Origin of the sequence: Rhodopirellula sp. UBA1907, assembly GCF_002337565.1 — a bacterium.
GTDB lineage: Bacteria > Planctomycetota > Planctomycetia > Pirellulales > Pirellulaceae > Rhodopirellula > Rhodopirellula europaea.
Genome location: NZ_DDGH01000098.1, coordinates 206,481 through 232,415 on the forward strand (window position 1 = coordinate 206,481; position 25,935 = coordinate 232,415).

Annotated in this window: 19 protein-coding genes and 1 pseudogene; 8 read left to right on the forward strand and 12 right to left on the reverse strand. The window is 55.8% G+C overall.

The features are described from left to right. Positions 1–6 precede the first annotated feature (6 nt). The 5 genes from B2R17_RS24370 to B2R17_RS24390 all read left to right on the forward strand — a co-directional run bounded on the left by B2R17_RS24370 (position 7) and on the right by B2R17_RS24390 (position 6,076). Positions 7–2,394, forward strand: a complete 2,388-nt coding sequence (locus B2R17_RS24370) for a heavy metal translocating P-type ATPase (protein WP_286766061.1) — start codon at positions 7–9, stop codon at positions 2,392–2,394. 139 nt (positions 2,395–2,533) lie between these two features. Further along, positions 2,534–3,037 (forward strand): RNA polymerase sigma factor, encoded by a 504-nt coding sequence (locus tag B2R17_RS24375; protein WP_286766062.1) that lies wholly within the window; start codon positions 2,534–2,536, stop codon positions 3,035–3,037. 24 nt (positions 3,038–3,061) lie between these two features. Continuing rightward, positions 3,062–3,958: an anti-sigma factor family protein gene (locus B2R17_RS24380; protein ID WP_286766063.1), complete on the forward strand. Its 897-nt coding sequence runs from the start codon at positions 3,062–3,064 to the stop codon at positions 3,956–3,958. A gap of 245 nt (positions 3,959–4,203) precedes the next feature. Beyond that, on the forward strand, positions 4,204–5,715 hold the full coding sequence (locus B2R17_RS24385) for a copper oxidase (protein WP_286766064.1): 1,512 nt from the start codon (positions 4,204–4,206) through the stop codon (positions 5,713–5,715). A 58-nt stretch (positions 5,716–5,773) separates the two neighbouring features. Then, a complete protein-coding gene (locus B2R17_RS24390; protein ID WP_286766065.1) occupies positions 5,774–6,076 on the forward strand; it encodes a metal-sensitive transcriptional regulator in 303 nt (100 codons plus the stop codon). A gap of 55 nt (positions 6,077–6,131) precedes the next feature. Here B2R17_RS24390 and B2R17_RS24395 read toward each other — a convergent pair whose 3' ends face one another. Together B2R17_RS24395 and B2R17_RS24400 are read right to left on the reverse strand one after the other, a co-directional pair. Then, entirely contained in the window at positions 6,132–7,598 is a 1,467-nt protein-coding gene (locus tag B2R17_RS24395; protein ID WP_286766066.1) for a TolC family protein, read from the reverse strand. 92 nt (positions 7,599–7,690) lie between these two features. Next, positions 7,691–8,215 carry a hypothetical protein gene (locus B2R17_RS24400; protein WP_286766067.1) on the reverse strand — a complete coding sequence of 175 codons (525 nt, stop codon included), beginning with the start codon at positions 8,213–8,215 and terminating at the stop codon, positions 7,691–7,693. Positions 8,216–8,374: 159 nt separating this feature from the next. Between B2R17_RS24400 and B2R17_RS24405 the strand changes: the two genes are divergently transcribed. Beyond that, positions 8,375–9,415, forward strand: coding sequence for a potassium channel family protein (locus tag B2R17_RS24405; protein WP_286766068.1), 1,041 nt, complete (start codon positions 8,375–8,377; stop codon positions 9,413–9,415). On the opposite strand, the gene B2R17_RS24410 is transcribed toward B2R17_RS24405, so the two are convergent. The 3 genes and pseudogenes from B2R17_RS24410 to B2R17_RS24420 form a co-directional block, all read right to left on the reverse strand. Continuing rightward, positions 9,368–10,186 (reverse strand): heavy-metal-associated domain-containing protein, encoded by an 819-nt coding sequence (locus tag B2R17_RS24410; protein ID WP_286766069.1) that lies wholly within the window; start codon positions 10,184–10,186, stop codon positions 9,368–9,370. The two genes, B2R17_RS24405 and B2R17_RS24410, sit on opposite strands and share 48 nt — an antisense overlap. After that, positions 10,152–10,631, reverse strand: coding sequence for a MerR family transcriptional regulator (locus B2R17_RS24415; RefSeq protein WP_236616002.1), 480 nt, complete (start codon positions 10,629–10,631; stop codon positions 10,152–10,154). Before B2R17_RS24415 ends, B2R17_RS24410 begins: the two co-directional genes overlap by 35 nt. Positions 10,632–10,785: 154 nt before the next feature. After that, a pseudogene (locus B2R17_RS24420) lies at positions 10,786–11,724 on the reverse strand (DUF1559 domain-containing protein). Positions 11,725–12,530: 806 nt separating this feature from the next. Between B2R17_RS24420 and B2R17_RS24425 the strand changes: the two are divergent. Continuing rightward, positions 12,531–14,018, forward strand: a complete 1,488-nt coding sequence (locus B2R17_RS24425; RefSeq protein ID WP_286766070.1) for a PP2C family protein-serine/threonine phosphatase — start codon at positions 12,531–12,533, stop codon at positions 14,016–14,018. 24 nt (positions 14,019–14,042) lie between these two features. On the opposite strand, the gene B2R17_RS24430 is transcribed toward B2R17_RS24425, so the two are convergent. From B2R17_RS24430 to B2R17_RS24455, 6 genes are all read right to left on the reverse strand, one after another. Then, entirely contained in the window at positions 14,043–14,576 is a 534-nt protein-coding gene (locus tag B2R17_RS24430; RefSeq protein ID WP_286766071.1) for a GNAT family N-acetyltransferase, read from the reverse strand. Between the two features lie 149 nt (positions 14,577–14,725). Next, positions 14,726–15,001, reverse strand: coding sequence for a hypothetical protein (locus B2R17_RS24435; protein ID WP_286766072.1), 276 nt, complete (start codon positions 14,999–15,001; stop codon positions 14,726–14,728). Between the two features lie 207 nt (positions 15,002–15,208). Beyond that, a complete protein-coding gene (locus B2R17_RS24440; protein ID WP_286766073.1) occupies positions 15,209–16,588 on the reverse strand; it encodes a hypothetical protein in 1,380 nt (459 codons plus the stop codon). A gap of 169 nt (positions 16,589–16,757) precedes the next feature. Then, positions 16,758–20,288 carry an efflux RND transporter permease subunit gene (locus B2R17_RS24445; RefSeq protein ID WP_286766074.1) on the reverse strand — a complete coding sequence of 1,177 codons (3,531 nt, stop codon included), beginning with the start codon at positions 20,286–20,288 and terminating at the stop codon, positions 16,758–16,760. A 64-nt stretch (positions 20,289–20,352) separates the two neighbouring features. After that, the gene (locus B2R17_RS24450) at positions 20,353–22,275 is read right to left on the reverse strand and encodes an efflux RND transporter periplasmic adaptor subunit (protein ID WP_286766104.1); all 1,923 of its coding nucleotides are present in this window, start codon (positions 22,273–22,275) and stop codon (positions 20,353–20,355) included. 620 nt (positions 22,276–22,895) lie between these two features. After that, positions 22,896–23,495: a hypothetical protein gene (locus B2R17_RS24455; protein ID WP_008657116.1), complete on the reverse strand. Its 600-nt coding sequence runs from the start codon at positions 23,493–23,495 to the stop codon at positions 22,896–22,898. 134 nt (positions 23,496–23,629) lie between these two features. Between B2R17_RS24455 and B2R17_RS24460 the strand changes: the two genes are divergently transcribed. After that, positions 23,630–25,264 (forward strand): TolC family protein, encoded by a 1,635-nt coding sequence (locus B2R17_RS24460; RefSeq protein ID WP_286766075.1) that lies wholly within the window; start codon positions 23,630–23,632, stop codon positions 25,262–25,264. Positions 25,265–25,347: 83 nt separating this feature from the next. Here the strand turns inward: B2R17_RS24460 and B2R17_RS24465 are convergent, their stop codons facing one another. Then, positions 25,348–25,929, reverse strand: a complete 582-nt coding sequence (locus B2R17_RS24465) for an RNA polymerase sigma factor (protein WP_286766076.1) — start codon at positions 25,927–25,929, stop codon at positions 25,348–25,350. Between the last annotated feature and the right edge of the window lie 6 nt (positions 25,930–25,935).

Sequence of the window (25,935 nt, forward strand, 5' to 3'; positions counted from 1 at the left end):
GCCAGCATGTCCACGACCCAAGCCGATGCAACCGATCCGGTCTGCGGAATGACCGTCGATCCTGCCGAATCACGCCGAAGCGAGCATGAGGGGAAGCCGTATTTCTTCTGTAGCGAAGGATGCCAAACGAAGTTTGAGAGCGATCCGGCGGGCGTCTTGGCGACGAGGGCAGAGAAGGAATCATCCACGAATCATGAGATGTCGGAATCGTCTTGTTGCGGCAGCGGTGGGCATGGTGGATTGTCGACCAGGGAGAGCGATTCTCCAACAAACCCGGAAGCGGTCTACACCTGCCCGATGCACCCGGAGATCGAACAAGTTGGGCCGGGGGATTGCCCGATTTGCGGGATGGACCTGGAGCCTAAGTTGGTCGAGATGGCTGATCAGGGCGATGAAGAACAATACCGGGATATGAAGCGGCGGTTTTGGGTCGGGGTCGCGTTGTCGGTGCCGTTGCTTGTGATTGCGATGGGGTCAATGGTTGGACTACGCGTTGCGGACTGGATGAGTCAATCGGTGTTCGGTTGGTTGCAACTCGCGTTCGCAACGCCGGTGGTGTTTTGGTGCGGTTGGCCGTTGTTGGTGCGAGGTGCAAAGTCGTTTCGCAGCTTTAATCTGAACATGTTCTCGCTGATTGCGGTCGGAACACTGGCGGCGTACTTTTTCAGTTTGGTCGTCGTGCTGTTGCCTGGCGTGATTCCGGAAGCGTTTTATGAAAACGGTGTTGCCCCGCTGTACTTCGAGGCTGCTGCCGTGATCATCACACTCGTGCTTTTGGGGCAAGTGTTGGAACTGCGGGCCCGCCAGCAAACAGGTGGTGCGATCCGTGAGTTGATGCAACTCGCTCCGGAGACCGCCCATCGAATCACGGAGGACGGTGAGGAGGAGGTGTCGTTGGATGCGGTTCACCGAGGAGATCGTCTGCGAGTCCGGCCTGGTGAAAAGGTTCCTGTGGATGGTCGCGTCATGAGCGGTTCAAGCAGTGTTGATGAGTCGATGTTGACCGGTGAGCCGATCCCTGTCCAAAAGATCGAAGGGGACGAGATCACCGGCGGGACATTGAATCAAACGGGTGCTTTGGTAATGGAAGCGGTCGGGGTGGGCGGCGATACTGTCCTCAATCGAATCGTGCAAATGGTCGCCGACGCTCAGCGAAGCCGTGCTCCGATTCAGAAACTGGTCGATGTGGTTTCTCGATACTTCGTTCCCGCAGTAATTCTTTGCTCAATTCTTGCGTTTGTTGGCTGGGCTGTGTTTGGTCCCGAACCACAGCTCGCCCATGCCTTCGTAGCGGCCGTGGCCGTGTTGATCATTGCGTGCCCCTGTGCTCTCGGACTCGCCACGCCAATGTCGGTCATGGTCGGTGTGGGGCGAGGCGCGAAGGAAGGTGTGTTGATCAAGAACGCCGAAGTGCTAGAGTTGATGGAGAAGGTTGATACGATCGTCGTCGACAAGACGGGGACACTGACGCAGGGGCGACCGGAAGTCACAGCGGTCGAGACATTCGGTGACTGGGGTGAAGGCGACGTGTTGCGGATGGCTGCGGCCGTCGAGAGCCAGAGTGAACATCCGCTTGCTCAGGCGGTTGTCCGGCGAGCAAAGAGCGACGATCTGCAATTGGCTGAGGCGAGCGATTTCAACAGCATCACGGGTGGCGGTGTCCATGCCCGAGTCGGTCAGCACGAGGTCGTGATTGGCAAAGCGGACTTGCTTGACGAACAAGGCGTGACCGGTGCCGACGCGGGCCGAGAGCAAGCAGGTTCGCATCAAGCCGAAGGTGCAACGGTCGTGTTCGTCTCGATTGATAACTCGCTCGCCGCGATCCTTGCCATCACCGATCCGATCAAGGAAAGCACGCCGGCGGCTCTGAAGACGCTGCATCATCTCGGGCTAAAGGTCATCATGTTGACCGGTGATGCTGAACCGACCGCGAGGGCCGTGGCCACTAAGCTGGGAATCGACGAGTTTCATGCAGGCGTTTCACCTGAGGACAAACACGATTTTGTCCAGAAACTCAAACGTGAAGGCAAGATCGTCGCGATGTGCGGTGACGGAATCAACGACGCACCGGCACTTGCCGAGTCCAATGTGGGGATTGCGATGGGGACCGGAACCGGCGTCGCGATCGAATCGGCGGGTGTCACACTGGTGGGTGGTGACCTGCGGGGCGTCGCGGCGGCCGGAAACTTGAGCCGAAAAACAATGAGCAACATTCGGCAAAATCTGTTCTTCGCGTTTATCTACAACGCCCTCGGGATTCCCGTTGCAGCAGGGCTTCTGTACCCGTTCTTTGGCGTTTTGCTGAGTCCCATGATCGCGGCGGCGGCGATGAGCTTGAGTAGTGTTTCGGTGATCGCGAACGCATTGCGTCTTCGCGCAGCGAAGCTGACCTAAACGGCTTTCGCTTGAGAAACGAAACCTTCACGGATTTGTTCCACTTTTCGTGAAGAAACGACCTGCGGAGATCATCTAAACTCTGCACATGGTTGGAAATTCGCACTCCCGTGGCGAAACGTCGCCTAAAGGAGTGCTGATGTTCGTAAGCGAAGTGGTCATTGAGCGAGCAATCGAGGGTGAGTCGGAGGCTCAGCGTGAGATCTATCAGGTGTTTTATCCTCGCGTCTACCGGATGGTCCGGCGGATCGTCGGTGAAGCAGATGCAGATGATGTGAGCCAAGATGTGTTCATGCAGGTGCTGTCAAAGTTAGACTCCTACAGTGGGAACGCCGCATTCGCGACCTGGGTGCATCGTGTCGCGGTCAATCAGGCCCTGCAGCACGTCCGCTCTCGCAATCGGCATCCAACCGAACCATTCTACGAGGATTCGATGACTGGAAAGGATACGCGAAGGCAGGCCGGGTTGTCCGAGCTTCTGGACGCGGCGTTGCGTCGCATTGACGTCGAGCTGCGAATAATCTTTCAGCTCAAGGAGATCGACGGGCTAGCCTACGCAGAGATCGCGCAGACGGTCGGCATCCCTGAGGGAACCGTGGGTTCCCGGCTGAATCGAGCCAGACGAGAACTCAAGCACAACTGATTGATTTAGGGTGGGAGCCTTAACATGGAATGCCAAGACGCAGCCGCGCAGCTATCGGCTTACTTCGACGACGAACTCGCCAGCGAGATTGCTGACCGAGTCAGTCAGCACGTAGAGTCGTGCCAGACCTGCCAAGCGAAACTGCAATCCTTTGCGGGGATTCGCAAACTGGCGACGCAATATCGCGAACCAGCGGCCGAAGCCCCTTCCTGGGAGACGTTTGCCGCCCGAATGAATACGGTGCAGCTCGCGCCGGATCACACGCCTAACGGTCGTCGGAGGCTAAAGGAAGTTGCAATCATCATCGCCGCGCTGGCGGCATCCGTCGTGATCCTGTTGTCGGTTCGACAGCCTGAGCGTTCGGATGAGCATGCGGTCGCGCAACAGCACTCACATTCCCATGCTGGAGCGATGGCTGGCATGCCTTCCACACCTATCGACTTTCAAGACGTGGTCTTAGGCTTCAATCAAGACTCAAACATGGCCATCAATTCGTTCGCCTCCAAGTACGATGGAACCGAAGTTTCGATCGACGACGCAGAGAAGGATTTGGGTTACCAACCCCACGCGAAGAAGTCGCTTCCGACTGGCGTTCAGTTGGTATCGACTCGCTTGTTGACGTTGCCGGAATGCAACTGTGCCGAAGGTGAGTGCCTCTGTGGCCCCGACGGGTGCAACTGCGTCGCGTGTGTCTGCGAGCGTCCTGATGGATCGACATACATGCTGGTCGAAAAGTGCAAGTCGCAAAAGGTGAGCTTCGGCGATCTTCCAGTGCAACTTGTTCGTCGCGGTGACAAGACGCTCCAGGTTGCCAAAAGCAAGGATGGAATCGCGGTCTCGTGGGAAGGCTCTCATGCGAGGATGACCGCAATTGGTTTGCGAGACGCATCCGAGTTGGATGTGCTGTTGGCTGCTAATTAGCGACCAATCTGTTTTCTGGTTCGTTGTTTGACGCGAGTGAGTTGCGAAGGCGAAATTGTGATTGGTTGTCAAACGCATGCCGCCCCTGCCAGGGTTTTGTTTGATTTCCAACGGATCGCTGATTAAAATCCGGTTACCCCGCAAGGGTATGCGCGGGGGTTGGCAGCACCCTACCCGAATCCGTTACGCAATCGCCGGCATATCGGTGCAAAGAATCCTAGAACTGAAACACTGAGTGGAGCACCATGACTAATCCAGAGGACCGACGTAAATTTTTGAAAGTGGGAACGATTGCCGCCGCCGCAGGGCTGGCGGGCAAGGCAATGGCCCAAGAAGGCAACGGCGATTTGAACTTGCCCAATGACCCGGATGCTCCGCCGCCGATCGGGAACGCTTCGGCTGAGCCCAGTATCCCCGATGGATCAGACGCGGTCGTAGAAATCGATGGCTTCAGTCGCTTCAAGCCGTCTCGCGGTAACGATCCGGATTCGGACTATTACATCGGGAAGAAGATGCCCGGCTTTCGCCCCGCGTCGGCAGGTCCGGCTCCGTTTGAGGCTCCGGACTTGGAGAAGCTGCCTTGGAAGATGGTCAACGGCGCGAAGGAGTTCCAATTGGTGCCGATGGCAGTCGAGCGAGAATTCCTGCCGGGCTATCGGATGAATGTCTATGGCTACAACGGCAGCATGCCGGGGCCGACGATTGAAGTGACGCAGGGTGATCGCGTACGCATTGTCGTAACGAACGAATTGCCGGAAGACACCTTTGTCCATTGGCACGGGTTTGAATTGCCGGTCCAGTATGACGGAGCGGCGACGCTAACGCAGAATCCGATCAAGCCGGGGCAGACAATGGTGTTTGAATTCGATGTCCATGAGGAAGGTACGTTCTTCTATCATTCGCATGTCCCGATGCAAGAAGCGTTTGGACAGGTCGGTTGGTTCATCGTTCATCCGAAAAAGGTTTACGATCCGCCAGTTGACCGTGACTTCGGCCTGATCTTTCAAAACTTCTTTGTTGAACCGACGCAGACCGTTGCTGATAGTTGGAAGATGGATTGGAACTGGCATACGATCAACGGACGTAGCGGGCCGCTCACCACACCGCTGGTCTGCAAACATGGCGAACGTGTCCGCATTCGCTTGATGAATTTCGCTCCGATGCAGCACCACCCGATCCACTTGCATGGGCACACGTATTGGGAAACGGGCCACGAAGGAGCACGAACTCCGAGCAGTGCTTGGATTCCTCGCAACAACTCACTTGTGGGGATTGCTCAAGCGACCAACTTTGAGTTCATCGCCAACAACCCTGGCGATTGGATTTTCCATTGCCACATGGTTCACCACATGATGAATCACATGACGCGGCAAGTTGGACCGCGGATTCGCAAAGGTGTGAACGTGGATCGTTACTTGCAAGACACCTCGACGCGGCCGACCGTGGACTTCACTCGCAATGATCCAGGCTTCAGCACACCCGGCTATCCGCAAAAGATGTTGGGCATGGAGCGAACGATGCCCCAGATGGAGGCGATCTGGAATCGTCGCGAGGTCAGGGGCATGCGGGCGAACTATCCGATGGCGGTGAAGGGCTTGATGACCGTCCTGCGAGTCTTGCCAGACGACCTTTACAACTTGGTGATGGAAAGCAACAAGCCGGTCGAAAAGGGAGCCGTTTTTGCCGAAATTGTACGTCGCTTCGGCGACCCAGAGCGTTATGAGGCCGCTCCCAAGATGATGGGTATGAACATGTAGCTGGGGATGCCGCGACGGGCGAAACCATCTACACTACGGTTTTAGGCCACGAATCAGGGTGAAAGTCAGCCGCCATATGCTGAGTGAAGACGACAAAAAACGAATCCATCATCGGATGCGGCGAATTATCGGACAGGCCGAAGCCGTCGATCGCATGGTGCAGGAAGGAGCACCATGCGTGGATGTCGTCATGCAAATTAGTGCCGCGTCGGGCGCACTTTCCAAGGTGGCCCAACTCGTTCTTCAGGACCACCTCGCTGGCAGTCTGTCGGATGCGGCGGCGACCGAAGATGCCGCCCAGCGGGAAGCTATCTTGCAGGAGCTGATCGTTCTGTTTGATAAGTACGCGTCGACGAAATAGATGGGGAGACAAGGAGAAAATGTGCTCCGTGTCTCCCAGACTCCCCCTCTTCTTCCTACCTCGGTTTCGGTACTGCCGAGATGTGTCCCGGAGGCTGCGGGCCAGTCGGGGCCATCAAGCCGCCGTTGAGCAGGTAACCGGCGATCAGCGTTTCGTTGCTGCGCCACGCAACCAGGTGATTGATGTACTGTGCTCGAAGGCGGTAGTACTTGATTTGGCTTTCAAGGACTTGTGGCCAATCAACCCGGTCTTCCTCGTAAGCGTCCAATAAAACTTCGTATGCCAGTTTCGATTCCGGCACAATCACCTCTTGGTAGCTGCGAACATTCTGCAGCGCCGTGAAATAGATTTGGTAGGCGCGAGCAAGGTCGCGTTGCAACGTCAACTCGACTCGGTTGATTTCGCCACGTTGTCGAACGACGTCCGATTCAGCTTGGCGAATTGTCCCCTGGTTCCAATCGTACAACGGAACCTCGATCGCGAGTCCCGTCATGTGAGTATTTTCGCCGGCCTCAAAGTTGCGACCGTAACCGTAATTGATAACGATGTCCGGAATCGGTTCGACGGTCTCACGCCTGACCTTGATTTCGTCGGCGACCAATTTGGCTCGAGCGGCCAATATTTGAGGGCTTTCGCTGAGTAAACGGTCCAGTGCCACGTCGAAATCAATCGGGTTGACTTGGCCTTCCAAGGTGCCAACCAACGGAGTGGGTTGCATCCGCTCGCCGGCAATCGAGATTAACTCCCACCAGTTCTGGCGAAAGTTGTTCTGGGCGAGCATCAGATCTAAACGAGCTTGTTGCAACAAGATATTGGCATCGTGCAGTGCCGCACGAGTCGCTTGACCGGCGTTGTATAACTCGCGTGCTGTGATAACGGCGTCCTCCGCGTTCTTCAAAATTTCCTGGTGAATCTGGACAAGCTCTTGTTGTCCCAGCGTCATCCAAAAACTGATCCGCAAATCATTGAGTACTTGGTACTGTTGCTCCAACGCTCGCCACTCCGACACCCGGGTCAATTGCACAAACTTGGCACGGCTGAGCTGCAACTTTCGAGCGGTTACAATGCGCTGCGAAAATACAGCCCCCTGCCACTCACCGGCGGTCCCGCCAACCCCCACCTGTTCGCCGACGTATTGCAACGTCGGGTTCGGAATCAATCCCGCTTGGATTGCCTTACCCAGTTCACTTTGAGTTTGCGCTTGTGCCTGCGTCAGGGTTGGGTTTCGACTGCACGCCATCGACTCCAATGAAGCCAATGTCAGGGCGGCTTCGTCACTGACGATCATGCCTTGTGCAAGGGATTCGGGAACGGGTGGGACCGGTGGTGGTTCGGTAAACTTCTCGCCGACGCGAGGACGAAGGTCCCGCGGCGATGTCGGCGGGAAAGGGTTATTCACGTCCGTGCCGCGTCGTTCGATGCGTTCGGAATCGGTGATCGGTTGCTGGGCCGTGGCAACCGCGGCGGAAACAAGAAGGGACGTCGACGCCAGGAAGCGACCGACACGACTGAGCGTTGACATTGAAAACTCCGTTGTAGCGAAAGGATGAGTCATTTGCTCATCGCGGCCATCTTGGCCTATAAAAATGCTGGGTAAGTGTTGTGGTGACGAAACTACTTGATCGCTTCGGTGATCGCTTTCTTCCGCGTCACCATGTCAAACGCGTGTTGATACCAGTGTTTGGTTTTCTTATCGTTGACGGACTGGTACAGGGGCAAAATTGGGTCGTCGTCGCACGGATTGGTGCCGTAGTAGATTCGTTTGGTACAGCCACAAAAGTCGGGACCGGTGCAGTCAATGATCGGACGTGGATTGCATCCGTTGCCGCACATGGGCAGCGGATCGAAGACGAAAGCCCCACCGGTTGCCGACGGCAGGATGCCGCTTGGATTGGTGATGCTGGCGGGCAGCTCAGCGACACTGCGGTTGGTCGGCGTGATGGCGTCGGACATTTCGAGCGTCGAAGTTGAGTGCAACATGTCGGACATTGCGGTCATGTCATCCATCTCGGGCGCGGCCAAGGTGACTGGCTGTGGTAACGATTGTCCAAACGAGTCTTGAGCGGTCGCCGTGCAGGACGTGACACCAATCACGACCGTTGCGATGACCCAGTGAACTTTTGACGAATACACGGTCATTTTTCTTTCTTGTGCGGAGGGAACAATTCCTCTGTCCTATCGGCGTTACCGTGGTGGGGTATACAAAAGAAGGTTCTGGCTGCGGTGAGACGTTCCGCTTCTGTTGCCGATTGTTCCGATTATCCCAGATACTCCAATCAGAAATGCAGCACGATGAACATGTGGCTACTCACCATACTGGGGACGATCCTTGTCGCTCTGAGCATCCTGGAAACGTTCATGGCGGTGCTGCATCCGCGAGCGGTTACCGGGCCGGTCACTTCGTTTGTGAACCGGATGTTTCACAAGTTGTTGAAGACATCAATCGGGCAGTCGAACTATGTCACCTTGTTGAGTGGCCCGGTGTTGATCGTAGCTCAGGTGATCTGCTGGGCGTCGCTGTTGCTGCTTGGCATCAGCCTGATTGTTTGGCCACAGTTGGGAAGCGGCATCGTTGCCAGTTCTGGGAAGCCGACGGAGACGACTCTTTGGACAGCCATCTACTACGCCGGTTTTACCGTGACCACTCTTGGGGTAGGTGATCTCGTTCCCAAAACCGCAGCGATGCAGCTTTTGACCATCCTGGCGGCTGGGCTTGGTTTCAGCTTTTTCACCCTGGTATTGGCTTACGTCATCTCGATCTATTCGACGCTTTCTCGTCGCAATCAATTTGCTAACGAGATTGATTACCGAACTGCACAGACGGGTGATAGCCTGCGATACTTGGTTCCGTATCTTTCGTCCGATGAGATGTCACTGTTGAACCAAGACCTTTACACACTCTCGGCAAACATGGCGGAACTATTGGAGTCGCATCATTTTTATCCATCGCTGCACTATTTTCGATTTGCCGAAGACCGTTACGCCATGAGCCGCGTGTTGCGATTTTGTTTGGAGGTGGCGTCGTTGATTAAAGCAATGCAAGAGACGGGTGGCCCCGCCGCGAATGCAGTCACGGAGCCTGCTGACCGATTGTGGCACGCCAGCCTGCAAATGCTTCGTGACACTGAAAAGCATTTTGTCGTTTGCAAGTCGCAAGAACCGCCGGAGGAAGTGGGAACAGCGAACCGGTTGATCTCGCAGATGGCTCAAGCAGATACTAGCCAACGGGTCAGCAATGAAAACGCCTTCTTGGATCGCTACGCTCAGTTAGCCAACACTTGGTCAACGGACTTACATTCGCTTGTGCTTTGCATGGGCAGTCAGATTGATGGTCGCTGAGATGACCAGCATCCCAATCGCCATCGCAATCATGACGCTGTTTTCGATGATAGTCACTGAGGACATGGGCAGATTGAAAGCGGTTCCCAGGCAGGCGCACTGGATCGCCTGCTTCTTTCGCACGGCCATGATTACCCCCACCAAGCCAATCGACATGATCGCAGCAGTCAGAATGTTTGCGACAGTCAAGAGGCTTCCCGTTACAAAGAGTAAACCCAACGCGACCTCGATCCAGGGGTACGAGATCGCGTACGTTCGCGACCGGCGAGCGATTACGTCGTAGGTGGCGAACGCATCAGCAAATTTCTCGACATTGAGCAATTTGAAAAAGGCGAACCCGAGGAAAAACATGCCCATGAAGTTGCTCATGAATCGCATCCAATTCCATTGATCCTGATTTGACTCCAAGAGAAATGCGCCGCCGAGGACGTACAAAACAACCAAAAGGAGTGGTTTGTACGTCTTGAGATTGAATGTCGTTTTTCCATCTTCGATTTGTTCTGGTTTCGGAGAATTTGGTTCGTTGACGACTTCTGCCCGGAAACCTGCTTGATTCATCAACTCAACGATTCGATCCGGGCTACCCTCGGATGAAAGCTCTGCTCGAACGAGTTTGCGAGGATCATTTAGATCAGAGTCCCAGCTTACGATCGTTGGATCGTTCTCCAGCAGAGGGGCAACTTTCGCGAGGCATCCTCCGCAAGTCATATTTGTTGAAACGGTCACTGTCATGGATTCAATTTCCTCGATGGTCACATTTGGTTGGTTCATGGATCATGGCCTCGATGATCGGACAGCCGTCCAGCGAGCCGCGACCACTGCAATCTTGGACAAGCCCCGATAGCGTGGTCTCCATCTGCTGAAGGTCGACGAGCTTCTGCCGGATTGCCACAAGCTTCTGCTCGGCGAGCTGCTTCACTTTGCCCCGAGATTCATGGGGTATCTCTGAAAGTGCGAGTAGTTCGCCAATCTCCGCGAGTGTAAATCCAAGGTCCTTCGCACGCCTGATGAAGCGGATTCGGTCAACAGTGCTCTCCGGATACTCCCGGAACAAAGTCCTCACCGGCGACGGCTCGGCAAGCAATCCGCGACGCTGATAGAACCGCACCGTTTCAACGCCGACGCCGGCGGCTTCTGCGACTTTCCCAATGGTAAAACGACTCATCTGACCCTCTCGTGGAAGCATTATCGACTCTGTACCGTGGTACGGAGTCAAGCTAAATCGCTGTTTTTTGGCAGAGGGAAGCAGAGTGGGCTGACGGAAGATTCAGTTTTCCTAGGCAAGGAGAACCGGCGTATCGCCCCCCAGCATCGGCTATGTCGTCAATAGGCAATTGCCGATGTTGAACTGAACAAACCGAAATGGCGTTTTAGTAGTCGTCACGAGGAACCTCACCACCCGCTCGCGTGCACAATGCTTTGTAAATGTCTTCATCGATCGACTCGGTAATGAAACGAACGTGGCCATCGGCAAAGGTGAATTGGGCACCTCCCTCGTGCAGACTGCTGAAGTCTTCGGGCAACGCTTCGGGATAGTTGGGTGCATGATCGCCGACGCCTAACACACGCGCAAAGCTGTCCTCACCGTTCGGCGCGCTGCCGGTCCATGTGGACATGCTCAGCAGCTAGGTGCGTTCACCCACCATGATCGTGTGGCTTGTACCGTCACGAATGTCGCGAAATGCCGTCCTGCTGTTGTGAAAGAAAATGCCGTCGGATTCGCAAACGCTTTCGATCGGGACATCTTCACACTCGTCAATCTCAACGGTTCCGAAGCATCCGGGGTAGTTCGATGTGCTCAGCCGGGTCAACGTCGCTCCGGAATCACGATCTTCGATTTCCCACGTCGGGTCGCCGACGTCCGAGGGGCACCGGAAGGTCGGAAGTTCCGTCAGGCGTGGCACTTCGTTCTGTGCGTCAAGTATCGACCGGCCCCAGTCGATTTCGTCATTCACGGCAGCCTGTTCCATTTGACTGAGGATCATCGCGGACCAGGCCCAACCGGATGGGCCATCCACGAACGGCTGCCGCGTGGCTTCATCATTGCCCAACCAGCCAGGCGGAAAAGTTCGGAAGGCACTTTGATAATTATGCAGGGCTAGTCCAATCTGCTTCATGTTGTTTTGACAACTCATCCGTCGAGCCGCCTCGCGGGCGGCTTGGACGGCAGGAAGCAGCAACCCGACCAGAATGCCGATGATCGCAATCACGACGAGAAGCTCAATCAGCGTAAAACCACGCCGGAGCGTTTCGGAAAATTTCATAAGTCGATTCAATTCTTGAGAGGTTGGGAACACATTTTTGGCCATCGTGCTAAACACGAATGCCTATTCATTGCGCTGGCGATGAATGTGCTAAACGAAAGACGCGACGATATTTCGCGTCCGGCTCATTTGGAAAGCAGCGTGCTTTCGACCTACAAGAATCTCACCGGTGGTCCACGCACCGGCGGACGCAGACACGCACTGAGTCGTGAAGTCTGCTGGCGCGGTGTCGACTGCGTAATGACGCAGTAAAGCGAGGAAATGGCTGCCGAGCACGGCGGGGTGCTCGATTCGCTCGCAAGTGAACAAGCGAGGCAGCCTCTGTGAATTGAATGACTTGACGACGGAGATGCACGAAGTTCGCCGGATTCCTCAATCGAGTGCCCAGAGGCAGAATCCTCTGAGGCGTATGGGTCTAACCCCGAGGAGGCGGTAGCGTGATGACAGGTGCAGTCATGGTCTGTCGTTGCTTGCTGCTGCGATTCACCGGCTACCGGAGCGAGTCCCACGGCAGTCAATGAACAGCAATCGCTGCCATCATGCCCGTGGGGGTGATTGTGCATCAGCGCAGTGCCCAGCACAACGCTCGTGTAAATCACGGCGATCGTAACTCGGAGGCGGCGGCTGTGCAGCAATAAGCGGATATCTACGCTCGTGATCGGGTAGCTAGACTCACGTGATTACTTAGATGCCCGCTCGACCTCAAGTCTTCAGCCATTTCCCGCTTTTCTCGCAAAACATTCGTTCTGGGTGGCGAGTTGTTGATTGAATGAAGTATTCGGCCATTCGAAGCATCCAAACAGTTCGGCTCTAAATTTCGGAGCGCTTATCAACCCTGATGTGACAAATCTATGAAGCGAATAAGAACGCCTTTGTTTTGGCGGCGACTTCCCCTGGCCCGTCAACTACTGCTGGCGGTGAACTCGTTTCTGCTGATCATGATCAGTGGTTTCTTGGTGGTGGACCACCGATTGCGGGTGCGGCGGGAGGTTGGGCAAACCAGAGTCGCTTTGGCCGAAGAAGCCAAAACGCTGTACGAATCTGCTGTTGCTGTCGAAGGCGAGAACTCAGACGCGGTGCAGAAATTGGTCGACAGCGTTTGTGCGAGGATGAACTCGGACGAATCGCCTGGGCACCACATTGCGCTGCAGTGGGGAGGTGAACTGCTGCAAGCGAAATCGCACGGGCGTTCATCGCCGGAGATGTTTGATGCAATGATGGCAGCGGCCCATGGACACGTCGACGCGGAACCAATGGCTGAGGCGATGGTGGTCGGCGCGTTTCAGGGACCGGCCGGGCAAGTACTCGTTTCGGAACAACGGTCGAACATTCTTGCGGTCGCTCGCGAGGCGCTGATTCGTCAGATGATCGCCGTGTTTCTCGCCGGTTCGCTCGCCGCGTTCTTGGTAAACCTTGTGTTGCGGAAGATCGTGACCAAACCGATTCGTCGATTGGTAACGTCATTGCAGAGCGTTGGTGATGGAAATCTGGAATCACGAGTCGACGTGCATAGCTGTCGAGAGCTGACCTATCTTGGCGAGCAATTCAACGACATGGCGGCGAAGTTGGATGCGGCCGAACGGGATCGTCGCATTCATATGAGCAAAGCGAAAGCGATCCAACAAAACCTTCGGCCCAGTTCGGAAGTCATCCCGGGGCTAAACATCGCCGAACTATTCGAGCCTGCCGAAGATGTCGGCGGCGACTACTACGACGTCATCCGTCTGAACGACAACTCAACGCTGTTGTGTATCGCCGATGTTTGCGGGCATGGTGTGCCTGCTGCGATGGCGGCGACGCTATTGAAGGCGTTTGTTGCTGAGGCGGCTAAACAGTCTCAGCATCCGGCAGAAATCCTGACGCGTGTCAATCAGCAATATCACGAGTACGTCATGTTGGGTTATTTTGCCACGATGGTGCTGGTGCGAGTTGACATGGCGGAAAAACGACTGGTTTACGCGAATGCCGGCCATGAACTTCCGTTTTTGCAATGTGGTCAAGAGCCGGTTCAGCGGCTGGACCACAGTGACCTAATACTTGGCGTCGAAGCGGATACAACGTACGAAGAATGCTGTCGTCCAATTTGCAGCGGAACCAAACTGGTATTGGTCAGTGATGGTGTTACCGAGGCTTTTAACCCTGACGACGAACCGTTCGGTACCGAGCGAGTGACTGACACGATCGAACGGGCGTTCGACCAGCACGCTTCGGGCTTAGTCAGGCGATTCAATTCGGCACTCGAAGCCTTTCGCGATGGCCGTGAGGCATTCGATGACACGACGCTGGTTGTTGCGGAATTGGTGAAAGAGGATGGTCATTCGAGCGAAGCAGCAAGTTGAGTAAGTTCCGGCGAAGTCCAGTTGTCAACCGTTGCTTCGCTCGTGCGGGTCGCCAGCGAATCTTCCAGTGCGTACTCCACCGAAAAATGGCTGCGGCGGATACCCCACAGTGCAGAACGGCCCGAGTTTCATGATCCAAGCTTCGCCGAGTGTCTCAAAGCCCATACGCCGCACACTGCATAGGGCCGATGTGTTGGTGCATTCGGTCGTCAGCACTAGCTTGTCAATGCCAAGAGCCGGCAAGGACTCGGCTGCGAAAGACAATAGCGCCGCGTACAATCGTTGGCCCCGGTAGGCTGGCAAGACGAAGACATGGGAAACGAACCCCATGTTGGCTGGCAGGAAGACTGGTAATTGCGTATCGGGATGTCCGTTATGGTTCAATTCACCGGGCACATCACCAAATCCAATCCAGGCAAACCCAGCGAGTGTGGTGCCATCCAATACTGCGTAGCAGATCGCCACCTCATCCCGAAGCCAGCAAACGTGAGTGTCGTCGAGACAGTTTTCTTCCCCAAAATATCCCAAAAGATCTCGCTCTGCCAATTGCACAGCCACAAGTCCTTCCGGGCAGGGTACCCCGGAAAGGTTCTCCAAATCACAACCAAAAAAACGGCTGTGATCGGCGCTACCAAATCGACGGACTACCCGATAGGGAAGCCGTCGCAGACGAGAAATCGCTGACATTGATTGACTCGGCGGTCGGACTACTGGCAACAACTGCCGCCCCCACCCGATGAAGCACTCCGAGGCGGACTGGTGTAGCTCGATGACGGTTGAGGGCTTGGTGTGTAATCCTGCGAGAAGTCAACATCCGAGGTGTTGTACTCGATGTTTGTTGCCGCTTGCTGGGCGTACTGCTCAGCCGTCATTTGCTGAGCGACTTGTTTTTTTCGCCAGGGCAATCCACCGGTGCATCCGGTTGTGCTGATGGCCGCCGCGACGACCGTGAGCGTAACGAAGCGAGATAGTTTTGCGTTCATGGGAACGTCCTTGTTGTGTGAAGTGAAATTCGTTTCCACTTGAGATTTGAAGCATGCCGAAACGCTCGGCATAAAAGGGCGGGGACGGCGTGTAAGCGTCATCACCGAAGTGAATCAACCGGGACACCGCCCCCGCGTTTTCAAGAAAATGGATACAAGGCGCTTTCGTCCGGTGAGCTACCCTGACAATCCATCTTCTACTTCCGCCTAACGAAGCGTCGGAGCGTTGACCCCCTGCTGAGCGAGAACGGCGAGCCACTTTTGCGGTTCCGCCGCGATTTTCTTTGCACAGCCAGGGCAGCAGATATAGATTGCTTTGCCAGCAGCATGAACCTTGTAGGGACCGCCCATTGCATCGAGTGGTTCATCCATCACAGGGCATTTCTTTTGAGCAGCGATGAACGGTGCGTCCTCGGCACTGACTTTGAAGATGCCTGCGCGGACTTGGTCTGTCCCGGCTGGCACCGAACCGCCACCGTAGACCATTGCCATGTACTTTGCTGGATCAGCTTTGATCTTTTTGATGCAACCCTTGCAGCACAAGAAGATCGGTTTGTCGCCGACCATGACCTTGATCGGATTCCCCATGCTCCCGAGTGGTTCATCCATGACCGGGCAGACCTCCTGGCGAGCAATCAAAGCCGCGTCCGCCTGAGTCGAAGAGGTCACGGAAATGTTTAGAGCCGATGCTGCGGCAACCGCACTTCCAACTTCTTTAGTCCCCTTCTGATCCCCGTAAACCATCGCCAAGTACTTCGCCGGTTCTGCTTGAACCTTCTTGATGCAACCCTTGCAGCACAAATAGATCGGCTTGTCGCCAACGGTCACTTTGATTGGCGTGCCCATGCCACCGAGCGGCTCGTCCATCACGGGACAGACTTTCTGTTTAGCGATCGCTTGCGCGTCGGCCGCCGTCGAAGTTGCGACGGTTATTTGAGGACGTCCGGCCGCGTACTTCGCTGGATCGGACTTGACGGTATTTACGCAGCCACCGCAACAAACGAAGACACGCTGGCCGTTCACATCCACGGCAACCGGATCCCCCATGCTGCCGAGAGGTTTGCCACTGACGGGACAGATTTTTTGACGTGCAATCGCAGCAGCGGCGAGTTGCATTTCGCTGGCCGGAACAGTTGCCACTTCCTTCAGGCTGAGCGGTTTTCCGCTACTGGATTCGATACCGACGAGTTGGACGTCAATCTCGATTTGACGTCCGGCAATCTGGGAAAGGTTCACCGGGGCGGTCAGGCCGCCCTTGCCATCGGGCAACAAATCGTAGCGGTAACGTTTTGCATTACCCTCGACGCGAAGCGACGCGGCTCCGCGCCCTTGATTGATCGCAACGGCTTGGCCGTTACGGTCGTATACGAACATATGAATGCCGCCTTGCGAAACGACCGTTTCCAATTGAACGCCACCAGCTTGTTTCAAAGAACCGCCGTGGGGTCCGGCGACCGGACGAACAAGCTCGGAAGCCATCGTCTGGCCCGGCATCGTGTGGTTATGACCAGCATGATTGTGCTGAGCCACCGCCGTTGAGGCCAAAGCGACCATAAACAAGGCAGCGAATAGGGTATTGCACTTCATCGAAATTCATTCCTTTCTAGGCGTATGCGACCGATTCCTTTGGCCGCTTCGGTTGTTAGTTGGATGCCTGGCGACCAGGAATCCTTCACGTGTTTTGAAAAAAGTCTCAGAGTTGAGAGTGGGTAGTAGAAATTGTTCCACTCCTTACTCTCACTTTCGCAACTCAAACTCAAGCGGCCTGTTTAACCTCCTCAACAGCCGCTATTTCTTCTGTTCCTTCCCAAAGCTCATCCTCAAACCCGAACCGCATCTTCATTTCCAAGTAGGCGCTGTAGAGCGTTGGCACGATGAACGACGTGAACGGCTCGGCAAGCATGCCACCAAAGACCGGGATCGCCATCGCGCGGGCCACGTCGGCTCCACGACCGGTCGCGATCAACACGGGCACCAGTGCGGCTAGGGTCGTTACCGTCGTCATCATGCAGGGTCGAATGCGTTTCAGCCCTGCCTCGTAAACGGTGTCACGGATTTCTTGAACCGACGTGATCTTTCGTTTTTGCAGCAACTGATGGATGTAAGTCGCCATCACGACGCCATCGTCCACGGCGAGGCCGAATAACGCGATGAAGCCAACCCAGACGGCGGTGTTGAGTTCCACCTCCATCCATGCAACCAAGATCATGCCGCCAGCGAACGCGACGGGAATGCCTGTGAAGACGGCCATCGCGATCGGCAAGTTGCGAAATTCAAAATAGATCAACAACAAATTGATCACGATCACCACGGGGATAATCCACATCAACCGCAAGTTGGCCTCGATCTGGTTACGAAAACTGCCCACCGCCTCGAGCGAGTACCCGGCGGGAAGCCCTAAGTGATCCGGGTGTGTTGGCGGAAGCGATTGAGCCTCACGAAGTTGATCTTCGATCGCCGTCACCGATTCCAAATCGCCCTGCGAACCATTCGTCATGAAGGAAACGTGAGCAACCAGCCGTCCGTTCTCGCTGTTGATCGCTCCCGGTCCCCAAGTCGTTTCCAGCGTTGCTAATTCTTCCAACGGCACGACTGCTCCACTGTGCGTGACCACGGGAAGTCGATTGAGTTGGTCGATGCGTTCGCGAAGATCACGGTTGTAACGTAATCGCACGGGATACCTTTCGCGGCCTTCGACGGTCTTGATCAGATTCATTCCGCCGAGGGCTGTCTCGATGACTTGGTTGACCATCGAAGCGCTCATGCCGTAACGAGAGGCGGCTTCGCGATCGACCGTGAATTCGATATAGGGTTTTCCGAGCACGATGTCCGGGTTCACTGTTCCCTCGTTGATAACCGGTGACTTCTTCAACGTTCCCGCCACGTCCATCGCGGCGCTGGCTAGCGTCTTCAGGTCGTCGCCATACACCCGAATCGCCATCGGTGCCTTGATGCCCGATTGCAGCATCACGACTCGGCCTTCGATCGGTTGCAAAGCGGACGCGGGAGTGACTCCCGGAAGTGTGGCGACTTTGTTGATCTCGTCCCAAACATCACGCGCCGTCACGCCCTCACGCCATTCGCTTTCAGGTTTAAGCATGACGTAGGTTTCGACCATCGCCGCGGGAGCGGGGTCCAGCGCCGACTCAACGCGACCGATCTTACCGAGCACGTCTTTGACTTCGGGAATCTGGCCGATCAAAACATCTTGCGTTTGCAACACCTGCATCGCTTGCGAAAAGCTGGCTGCCGGATACAGCGTCGGCATGTAGAACCAACTGCCTTCGTCCAGCGCAATCCAGTCGTCGCTTTGCAGTCCCGTAAAAACATGCTTGGCATCGACATAGCCGGGGAAGTCGTTTAGTTCGGCACCGAACACACGGGCGGTGCGTTCGACCGGTTGCAGAATGGCAGGTAAACCAAAGTAGGCCCCCAGTCCCAAGACCAGCAACATGGCGGGGAACGAAAGCGCGAACGCTTTGTGATTCAACGCGTGCCGCAAACGTGCCGCATAAATCCAACGAACGAAACGGCTGGAAGGAATTTCTTCGATCGGTCGAATGCGTTCGCGAAGCAACTGCCAACCGGCGACCAGACCGATAACGCCCGCTGCGACGGTGATGCTCCAGGTTTCCAGACCAAAATATCCGCCCAAATCATCGCCCCACAGGAAGTGCGACATCGCGGCCAGCAATCCCGAGAGCGAGATCGCGGCCATCGCTGCCGACAGTTTCTGATAGTTCGCACTTCGCAGCATGATACGACTGAGTGCGGGAACGATCGTGACCGCCGTAATCATCGCGGCGGCAATGGCGAACGTTTTTGTGTATGCCAGTGGTGAGAACAGTCGGTAGTCACGCCCGGTTAAAAAGAACACCGGCAAGAAACTAACAATTGTCGTCAAGACGGCCGTGACAACGGCGGGAGCGACTTCGATCGTTGCCTCGTAGACGACTTCGGTTCGCGATTTCTCCCGGTCTGCTCCAGCCTTTGTCGCACCGTCCTCCTTCTCCCAGTCTGCTAAATGCTGATAAATATTTTCGGAGACGATGATCGCCATGTCGACCATCGTACCGATCGCGATGGCAATGCCCGCCAGCGACATGATGTTCGCCTCGACTCCAACGAAGTGCATCGCGATGAAGGACATCAAAACGGCGGCTGGCAAACAGATCGCGACGACAAAACTGCTGCGAATGTGAAGTAGGAACAGCAGAATGATGCACGCGGTGATGATGATCTCATCGCGCAATGCGTGCGTCAGCGTCGCCATCGTTTCGTCGATTAAACCGCTGCGGTCGTACACGCCATGAATCTTGACACCTTTGAGCGCCGGCTCGATCGCAGCGATCTTTGCTTTGACGCGGTCGATAACGACGCGAGGATTCTCGCCGTAACGCATCACCACCACGCCGCCGACCGCTTCGGCACCGTTGTAGTCCAACGCACCGCGACGGAAATCAGGTCCGAGTTGAACCTGCGCCACGTCGCTCACGCGGACCGGCACGCCGTCTCGTTGCAGAATGACCGTATCTTCGATGTCGGAAACGGCTTTGGATTTATCGCCGTCGGTTCCCAGGAAACCTTTGCCGCGAACGATGAATTCCATTCCCGTCGATTCGACCGTCTTGGCACCGACATCCAGGTTCGACCCCTTAATTGCCATCGCCAGTTTGTCAAGCGAGACGTTGTAAAATCGCAGTTTGTCGGGATCGACCTCGATTTGATATTGGCGGACGTAGCCACCAATCGACGCGACTTCGCTGACTCCTTCGACTGCTTGCAATTCGTACTTCACAACGAAGTCTTGCAGGCTGCGAAGTTCGGCGAGGCTCATGCCGTCTTCGGGTGGTTGCAGCGTGTAATAGTAGACTTGTCCGAGTCCGGTTGCATCAGGACCGAGTTGCGGAACAACGCCATCGGGCAACTGCGATGCCGCACTGCCGAGTTGTTCCGAGACTCGACTTCGCGCCCAGTAGAAGTCAATCGAATCCTTGAACGTCACCTGCACAAAGCTGTAACCGAACATGCTTTTGCCGCGAACGGATTCAGCACCGGGAACGGCCAGCAACGAAACACTGAGCGGATAAGTGACCTGGTCTTCAATATCCTTCGGCGAACGACCCGGCCAAGGGGTCAACACAATGACCTGGTTCTCACCGACGTTCGGAATCGCGTCGATCGGCACCTGCTTGAATGCGAACCAGCCGCCGACGCTGACGCCGATCGTCAGCATAACGACCAGCCAAGGTTCCTTAACACAAAAGCGTATGAGTAGATTTAACATCGCTGGCCTCCCTGCAGTTGACTGATTTTCTTAGCACGCGGCTGACACAATTGTGATTGCTCGTTCATTGCATCTCTCCGTTGTCCGGGCCGAAGCCAACCACCTTGAAACTCACTTCTTGCCCATCGCCGCTGGCGTCATTCATTGCCAAGTCGCGAACGGTCTCGCCGCACGTCAACATCTCGCTGCCCCAGTACGGGTTTTGCAATGCACCGCCGGGTTGCATCCAATCGCCGCCACCGCCGGGGACCATCGGGCAATACATGTGGACCAGCGACTTGGCGGTTTTAGGGCCGCGTGCAATCGTTGCGGCGTGCAACATCGCGTGGCTGACACTTCGATATGCTTCCCGAGCGGTTTCGAGGGAACCGTCCATCCGCGATGCTCCGCGACGGGCGCTGGCGAATCGTGTTTGTGCCGCGTCAGGAACTTCGGCCAACATTTCCAGCTTGTTGAGTGAATCCAGCAGAGTGTTGAGCGCAACGGGTGGTGGCGTCATGTCGGCCGCCATCGCGCACTGAATCTCAAAGTAGGCATCGTACGCTCGATCGAACTGCTCGCCCGATCGCCCCGCGAGCATGAGGGGATCGCGATTGGGAAGTTCGAGCGGACCGGGCGAATAACTCGGTGCCTTGCTGGGGTCCATCAATGACGGGTTTCCCGCAAGCTGCATTTGCGAGTCAATCAAGAAGTTGCCGTTGGTTGCAACCGTTTCTCCGGCAGCCATGCCTTCGACGATGATCGCGTCGTCGTCATTCATCGCTCCGACGGTAACGCGGCGAATCTCAAAACGCCCCGGCTCGGTTTCGACATAGACGACACCCCGCTCACCCGTCAGCAACACGGAGTCACGAGGCACAGTAACAACGCGCTGAGCCTCGACGGGTTTTGGCGAATAGCCCAGTTGCGATGTCGGAATCAAATCCATGCCACAAAGCGGGCATTCCCCTGGTTCATCGCGAATCACTTGCGGGTGCATCGGGCTGATGTATTTGTCAGCCAGTGCCGGGTCGTAAACCATGTCGACCGGAACCGCGGGAACGCTGATCCGAGCCGTCGCATAGTCGCCGGGCCGCAGCTTGCCGTCATAGTTCATCACTTCGACGCGAACGCGAACGGTTCGGGTTACAGGGTCGACCGTGGGGTCGATGAATGCAACGCGCCCGGTGAAGACTTCACCCGGCATCGACTGAATTTCTGCCTCCACTTGCTGGCCGAAACGAACCAACGAAGCGTCGTCGGGGAATAGGTCCAACATCATCCATACGGAGGTCAGGTCCGCGATGCGATAAATCTTTTGGCCTGTTCTGACATAGTCACCTTCGACCGCTGCCTTTTCCAGTACCGTTCCCGTCTGAGGCGACTTAATGCGGATACGTGACTGCGGCTCGCGACTCTTACGAAGGTCTTCGATTTGCCCCGTCGTCATTCCGAGTTCGCTAAGGTTCTCGCGTGCCATCGCTTGCATGTCGGGACTGTTGATACTGAATCGTCCCACCGACTTGCTTTCCAAGCTCGTGATGTACTCGGTCTGCGCGGAATACAGTTTGGGGCTGTAGATCAACGCCAAGTCGTCGCCTTCTTTGACTTCGACACCGACATAGTCGGCATATAATTCTTCGAGTCTCCCGTCGATGTACGCGGAGATCGTTGACAGTCGGCTCTCGTCAAAGTCGATCGAGCCAATTGTGCGAATCGTTCGATTCATCTCGCCCATTTTGCTGGTCGCGGTTTGAATACCAACCAGCCGCCGCGCCGATGATTCGATCGTGACCGAAATCCCATCGCCGCCACCGCCCCCGGTCGCTTCGACCAACTCCATTGCACAAACGGGGCATCGACCCGGTTCGGTCGATGGCGGAGTACACATCATCGGGCAGATATACCGCTTTTCTTCGCCACCGCTCGCATCGGCAACCGTTTCCGACTCGCCGCCCGAGAAACCATTGGCGGTCACCCATTCGGATCGTTGTGCAAATCCGATCATGACCAAGATCAATGCGGCCACGGCGGTGACGACAGCCGCGTTCACTCCGACACGCAACAACCACCCAAAGCCACCGACTTTCGTTTCGGCCAACGCGGCCGTTGAAGCAGGTGTATCAGGCGTGCTGACTTTGGCCGGTGATTCCGGCTCGCCCACTGGGACGGCTGAATCCGCGGCGTCGACCTTGGGGTCCGATCGCTTCGTTTCCGCTAACGCAGCCGGCTCTTCGTTTGTACTAGGCTGATGACTCGTGGTCACTCTTGACGCTTCCTTGTTTGCAGGCACGGATGCTTCAGCAGTTGATTGAGCGACTGGCTCGGAACGCTTCTGCGCGTCCTCGTCGGTTGTTTTTTTGTTTTGATGATTGTGATTTGACATATTGATGAGCTCCGCATCGCACAATCATTGGCGATGAAGCGAAAGGGGTAACGGATCGACGAGAAACCGGAGGGAATTTGCCGCCGATCAGTCACCTACCTTTAGGCTGTGAATGGTCGGACGGGATTCAACCGTCGATGGAAATGGATTCAGCAAAGAAGGGCCACGAGCAAACGAGTCATCGTTTGGAACATGCACGCTCGCGTTGTGGAACGCGCATGAAACTGCTCAGGCAGGCAGAATCACAGTCGCCAAATACAGAGATGGATTTGGGAGAAATGTGCTGGCGAGTCTGCCGCTCCGTCCCGCAGGAGACGCGGCGGCCTCGCATGGGTATCGCCAAAGATGGTTGCCAAGTCGGCGAAACGAATCGCCACCGAGTCACGACGCTCAATCGTGGGACGCGAAGGCGAGGAGTCGCCCAGCGGCTGGCTTTCCATACCGCAATGACAAGCCGACGTGACTTCGCGGGCCTGACTTTCGTCGACTGCATCCGCATCGGTCGTGCTGATGACGATGACCTGCAGTTCGAGCGTTTCGCTCGCCGCGAGGTCTTCGACCGTCATCTCATCATCGGTCCATTCCTGTTCGGCCCAACTATGTTCAACTGCTTCCGACGTCGACAAGCAGCAACTACCGTCGCCATCTTGTTCGCCATCGCAGCAGCCACATTTCTCAGTCGGAGAAGCAACTTCGCAGCAGCCACAGCCTTCGCACACGAAGCCGGAGGCACACTCGGCTCCACAATCGCTTGCAAAAACCAACGCCAACCCCGGCTGAATCATCATTGCGACGATCAGTGAAAGATTAACGACGGTGCGAGTTAAACGCGAGCGAAACACGTGGACCTTCCGAAACAGATACCTAGGACCGGTATTGGGAGTATATCGGAAATACACTCAGAAAGTTCAAGACGAATCTGATTCATCACGGAACTTTCCCTTTTGAAAGGATAGCTGGAGGGAGCCAGTTTGTCATGTACATACGAAAAAGCACCGTGTTTTCGCGAAATCGCAAGCGTCATTTGCTGGCCTTGTCCCTAGTCACGCTCTCCGTTGGCGGTTGTGCCAGCGGTCCCGTTCGCCCCAACGGGTCGCGGCACGCGGCCGTATCGCGACCGGCCGTCAGCGAAGAGTCATTAAGTGACGAACTCCCGCAGCCAGCTCCGGATGCTAGCAATGAATCGAATTTTCGGACCGTCGGGTATGGCCAGCCGCCACAGAGAGGTGAGGTCGTCCTGGCGGCACAACTAGATCTGGCGGCACCCATGCGTCTAGGAGATGAGGAAGAAGACGAGCCAAAGACGCTTGGAGAGATGCTTGAAATCGAGGAAGAAGATGGTGAGCAGGACGCCGATGACGAGGAAACTGCTGACAACGACTCCCAGCTCTCAACTCCCAACTCCCAACTAAGCACCGGGCAACCCGTCGACTACTTCATCTCTCAGGCCCTGGCGGCTCACCCCAGCATCCAGGCCGCACGCCAGCGTGTTCAGGCGGAACTGGAACGGATTCCACAAGTCACCGCATTGCCCGATCCGCAATTCAATAACACTTTCTGGCCGCTACACGACAACGCCTTGCAAACCGCGGGTGGGCGGATTGCCAACCAGATGTCATTGCAACAGGGCGTTCCTTTCCCAGACAAGTTGCGGACGAAGGGAGCAATCGTCAGCCGCGAAGCCCAGATTGCCCAAGCCGAGGTGGAACGCATCGAACGGAAGATCACTGAATCGGTTCGCTTGTCCTATTACGAAGTCTGGTACGCGACCCGTGCGATTGCGATCATTGAAGAATCTCGCGACCTGGTGGACGACCTCGCCAAGGTAGCCGAGGCTCGCTATCGCAGCGGCGGAACCCAGCAGGACGTGCTTCGCGCGCAGTTGGAAATCGACCGACTCGATGATCAGATCGTACAACTCACCAAGCAGTTGGAAATGTCACAGGCCGACCTCGCCGCGTTGTTGCAGCAACCCGTGTCTTTGTTGCCGCAAGCGACCGAGGAACTCGGCATTGCCGACGCTCCCATGCAACTGGACGCTTTGATCTCTCAAGCCGAACAATGCAACCCGAGCCTGCGAGGTTTGGCCGCAGAGATTCAGCGTGATCGCCAGAAACAACGGCTCGCTTGTTTGCAGCAATACCCCGACTTTATGGTTGGACTGAACTGGGGAATTGTCAGTGACAATCACGACGTGATCAGTCCCGTGGCCAACGGCAATGACAATCTCAGTATCACGTTCGGAACCACGCTTCCGATTTGGCGTGAGAAGATCAATGCCGGTGTTCGTGAAGCTTCACGACGAACAAGCAGCACGCAACAACGCCTGGAAGCCGAGCGTGACGAAATTTATGGTCGTCTGCGTCGTTTGCTTGCTCAAGCCGACTCACTCGTCGAGCAAACCGACATCTATGAAGATCGCATCATTCCAAGAACCGAAGACACGTTGAAGTTAGCGATCGCAGACTATCGTGGCGAACGTACCGACTTTTTCACCTTGATTGAAACGTATCGCGAACTATTGATGTTTGAGACGCAGCTTGCTCGCATCAACGCGTCCCTGGCCGGCGTGATCGCCCAGATTGATCGCACGGTCGGCTGTCCGTATTGATTGAAGATTGACGAACGAAGATTGATTTCCAGGTAGTCTTTTTTTCAATCTGCAATCTTCAGTCGCCAATCTTCAATTCTCGCTCATTCCCAACCAAGCTGCAGCAAGGCTTCACGCAGATCGGCACGAGCACGGTTCAACCTCGAACCGACCGTGCCTTCTGGAATGCCGACCGCGTCGGCGATCTCGCGGTATGACAAATCCTCTTGCTCCTTGAGCACCAAGACGACCCTCAGCTCTGGGTTGATCTTTGACAACGCAACGTCCAGCATTTCAGCTTGCTCTGTCTGCTCTCTCATGTCGTCCGAATTCCCCGTGGGATCATCGAGCAACGAGTCCGTCGAGTGACGAGACCTGGAACGAATGAACTGCAAGGCTTCGTTGCTAGCCAGGCGGTAGACCCAAGTCTCCAACTTCGACCGACCATCGAATTTATCCAACTTGCGGAACAGGTGGATGAATACTTGCTGCGTCGCGTCGTCCGCATCCTGAACGCCGACCATGCGGACCATCTGCGCGTACACGCGCTGGCTACAACGCTCGTATAGCATCCGCATCGCGTCCTGGTCGCCCGCAATGCAAGCATCCACCATCTGCTGCGTGAAGTCTTGATCCATCGCGGCGGAGTTGTTGAACGCAGGTTGGTCACGCTGGTGACTATTCAAACAGTG

Excerpts from the sequence above, each read along its gene's own strand:
- B2R17_RS24450 (WP_286766104.1), bottom strand. The coding sequence starts at position 22,275 with ATGATCGGATTTGCACAACGATCCGAATGGGTGACCGCCAATGGTTTC.
- B2R17_RS24440 (WP_286766073.1), bottom strand. The coding sequence starts at position 16,588 with ATGAAGTGCAATACCCTATTCGCTGCCTTGTTTATGGTCGCTTTGGCC.
- B2R17_RS24445 (WP_286766074.1), bottom strand. The coding sequence starts at position 20,288 with ATGTTAAATCTACTCATACGCTTTTGTGTTAAGGAACCTTGGCTGGTC.
- B2R17_RS24385 (WP_286766064.1), top strand. The coding sequence starts at position 4,204 with ATGACTAATCCAGAGGACCGACGTAAATTTTTGAAAGTGGGAACGATT.
- B2R17_RS24425 (WP_286766070.1), top strand. The coding sequence starts at position 12,531 with ATGAAGCGAATAAGAACGCCTTTGTTTTGGCGGCGACTTCCCCTGGCC.
- B2R17_RS24410 (WP_286766069.1), bottom strand. The coding sequence starts at position 10,186 with ATGAACCAACCAAATGTGACCATCGAGGAAATTGAATCCATGACAGTG.
- B2R17_RS24405 (WP_286766068.1), top strand. The coding sequence starts at position 8,375 with ATGTGGCTACTCACCATACTGGGGACGATCCTTGTCGCTCTGAGCATC.
- B2R17_RS24460 (WP_286766075.1), top strand. The coding sequence starts at position 23,630 with ATGTACATACGAAAAAGCACCGTGTTTTCGCGAAATCGCAAGCGTCAT.
- B2R17_RS24400 (WP_286766067.1), bottom strand. The coding sequence starts at position 8,215 with ATGACCGTGTATTCGTCAAAAGTTCACTGGGTCATCGCAACGGTCGTG.
- B2R17_RS24375 (WP_286766062.1), top strand. The coding sequence starts at position 2,534 with ATGTTCGTAAGCGAAGTGGTCATTGAGCGAGCAATCGAGGGTGAGTCG.
- B2R17_RS24395 (WP_286766066.1), bottom strand. The coding sequence starts at position 7,598 with ATGTCAACGCTCAGTCGTGTCGGTCGCTTCCTGGCGTCGACGTCCCTT.
- B2R17_RS24380 (WP_286766063.1), top strand. The coding sequence starts at position 3,062 with ATGGAATGCCAAGACGCAGCCGCGCAGCTATCGGCTTACTTCGACGAC.
- B2R17_RS24370 (WP_286766061.1), top strand. The coding sequence starts at position 7 with ATGTCCACGACCCAAGCCGATGCAACCGATCCGGTCTGCGGAATGACC.
- B2R17_RS24435 (WP_286766072.1), bottom strand. The coding sequence starts at position 15,001 with ATGAACGCAAAACTATCTCGCTTCGTTACGCTCACGGTCGTCGCGGCG.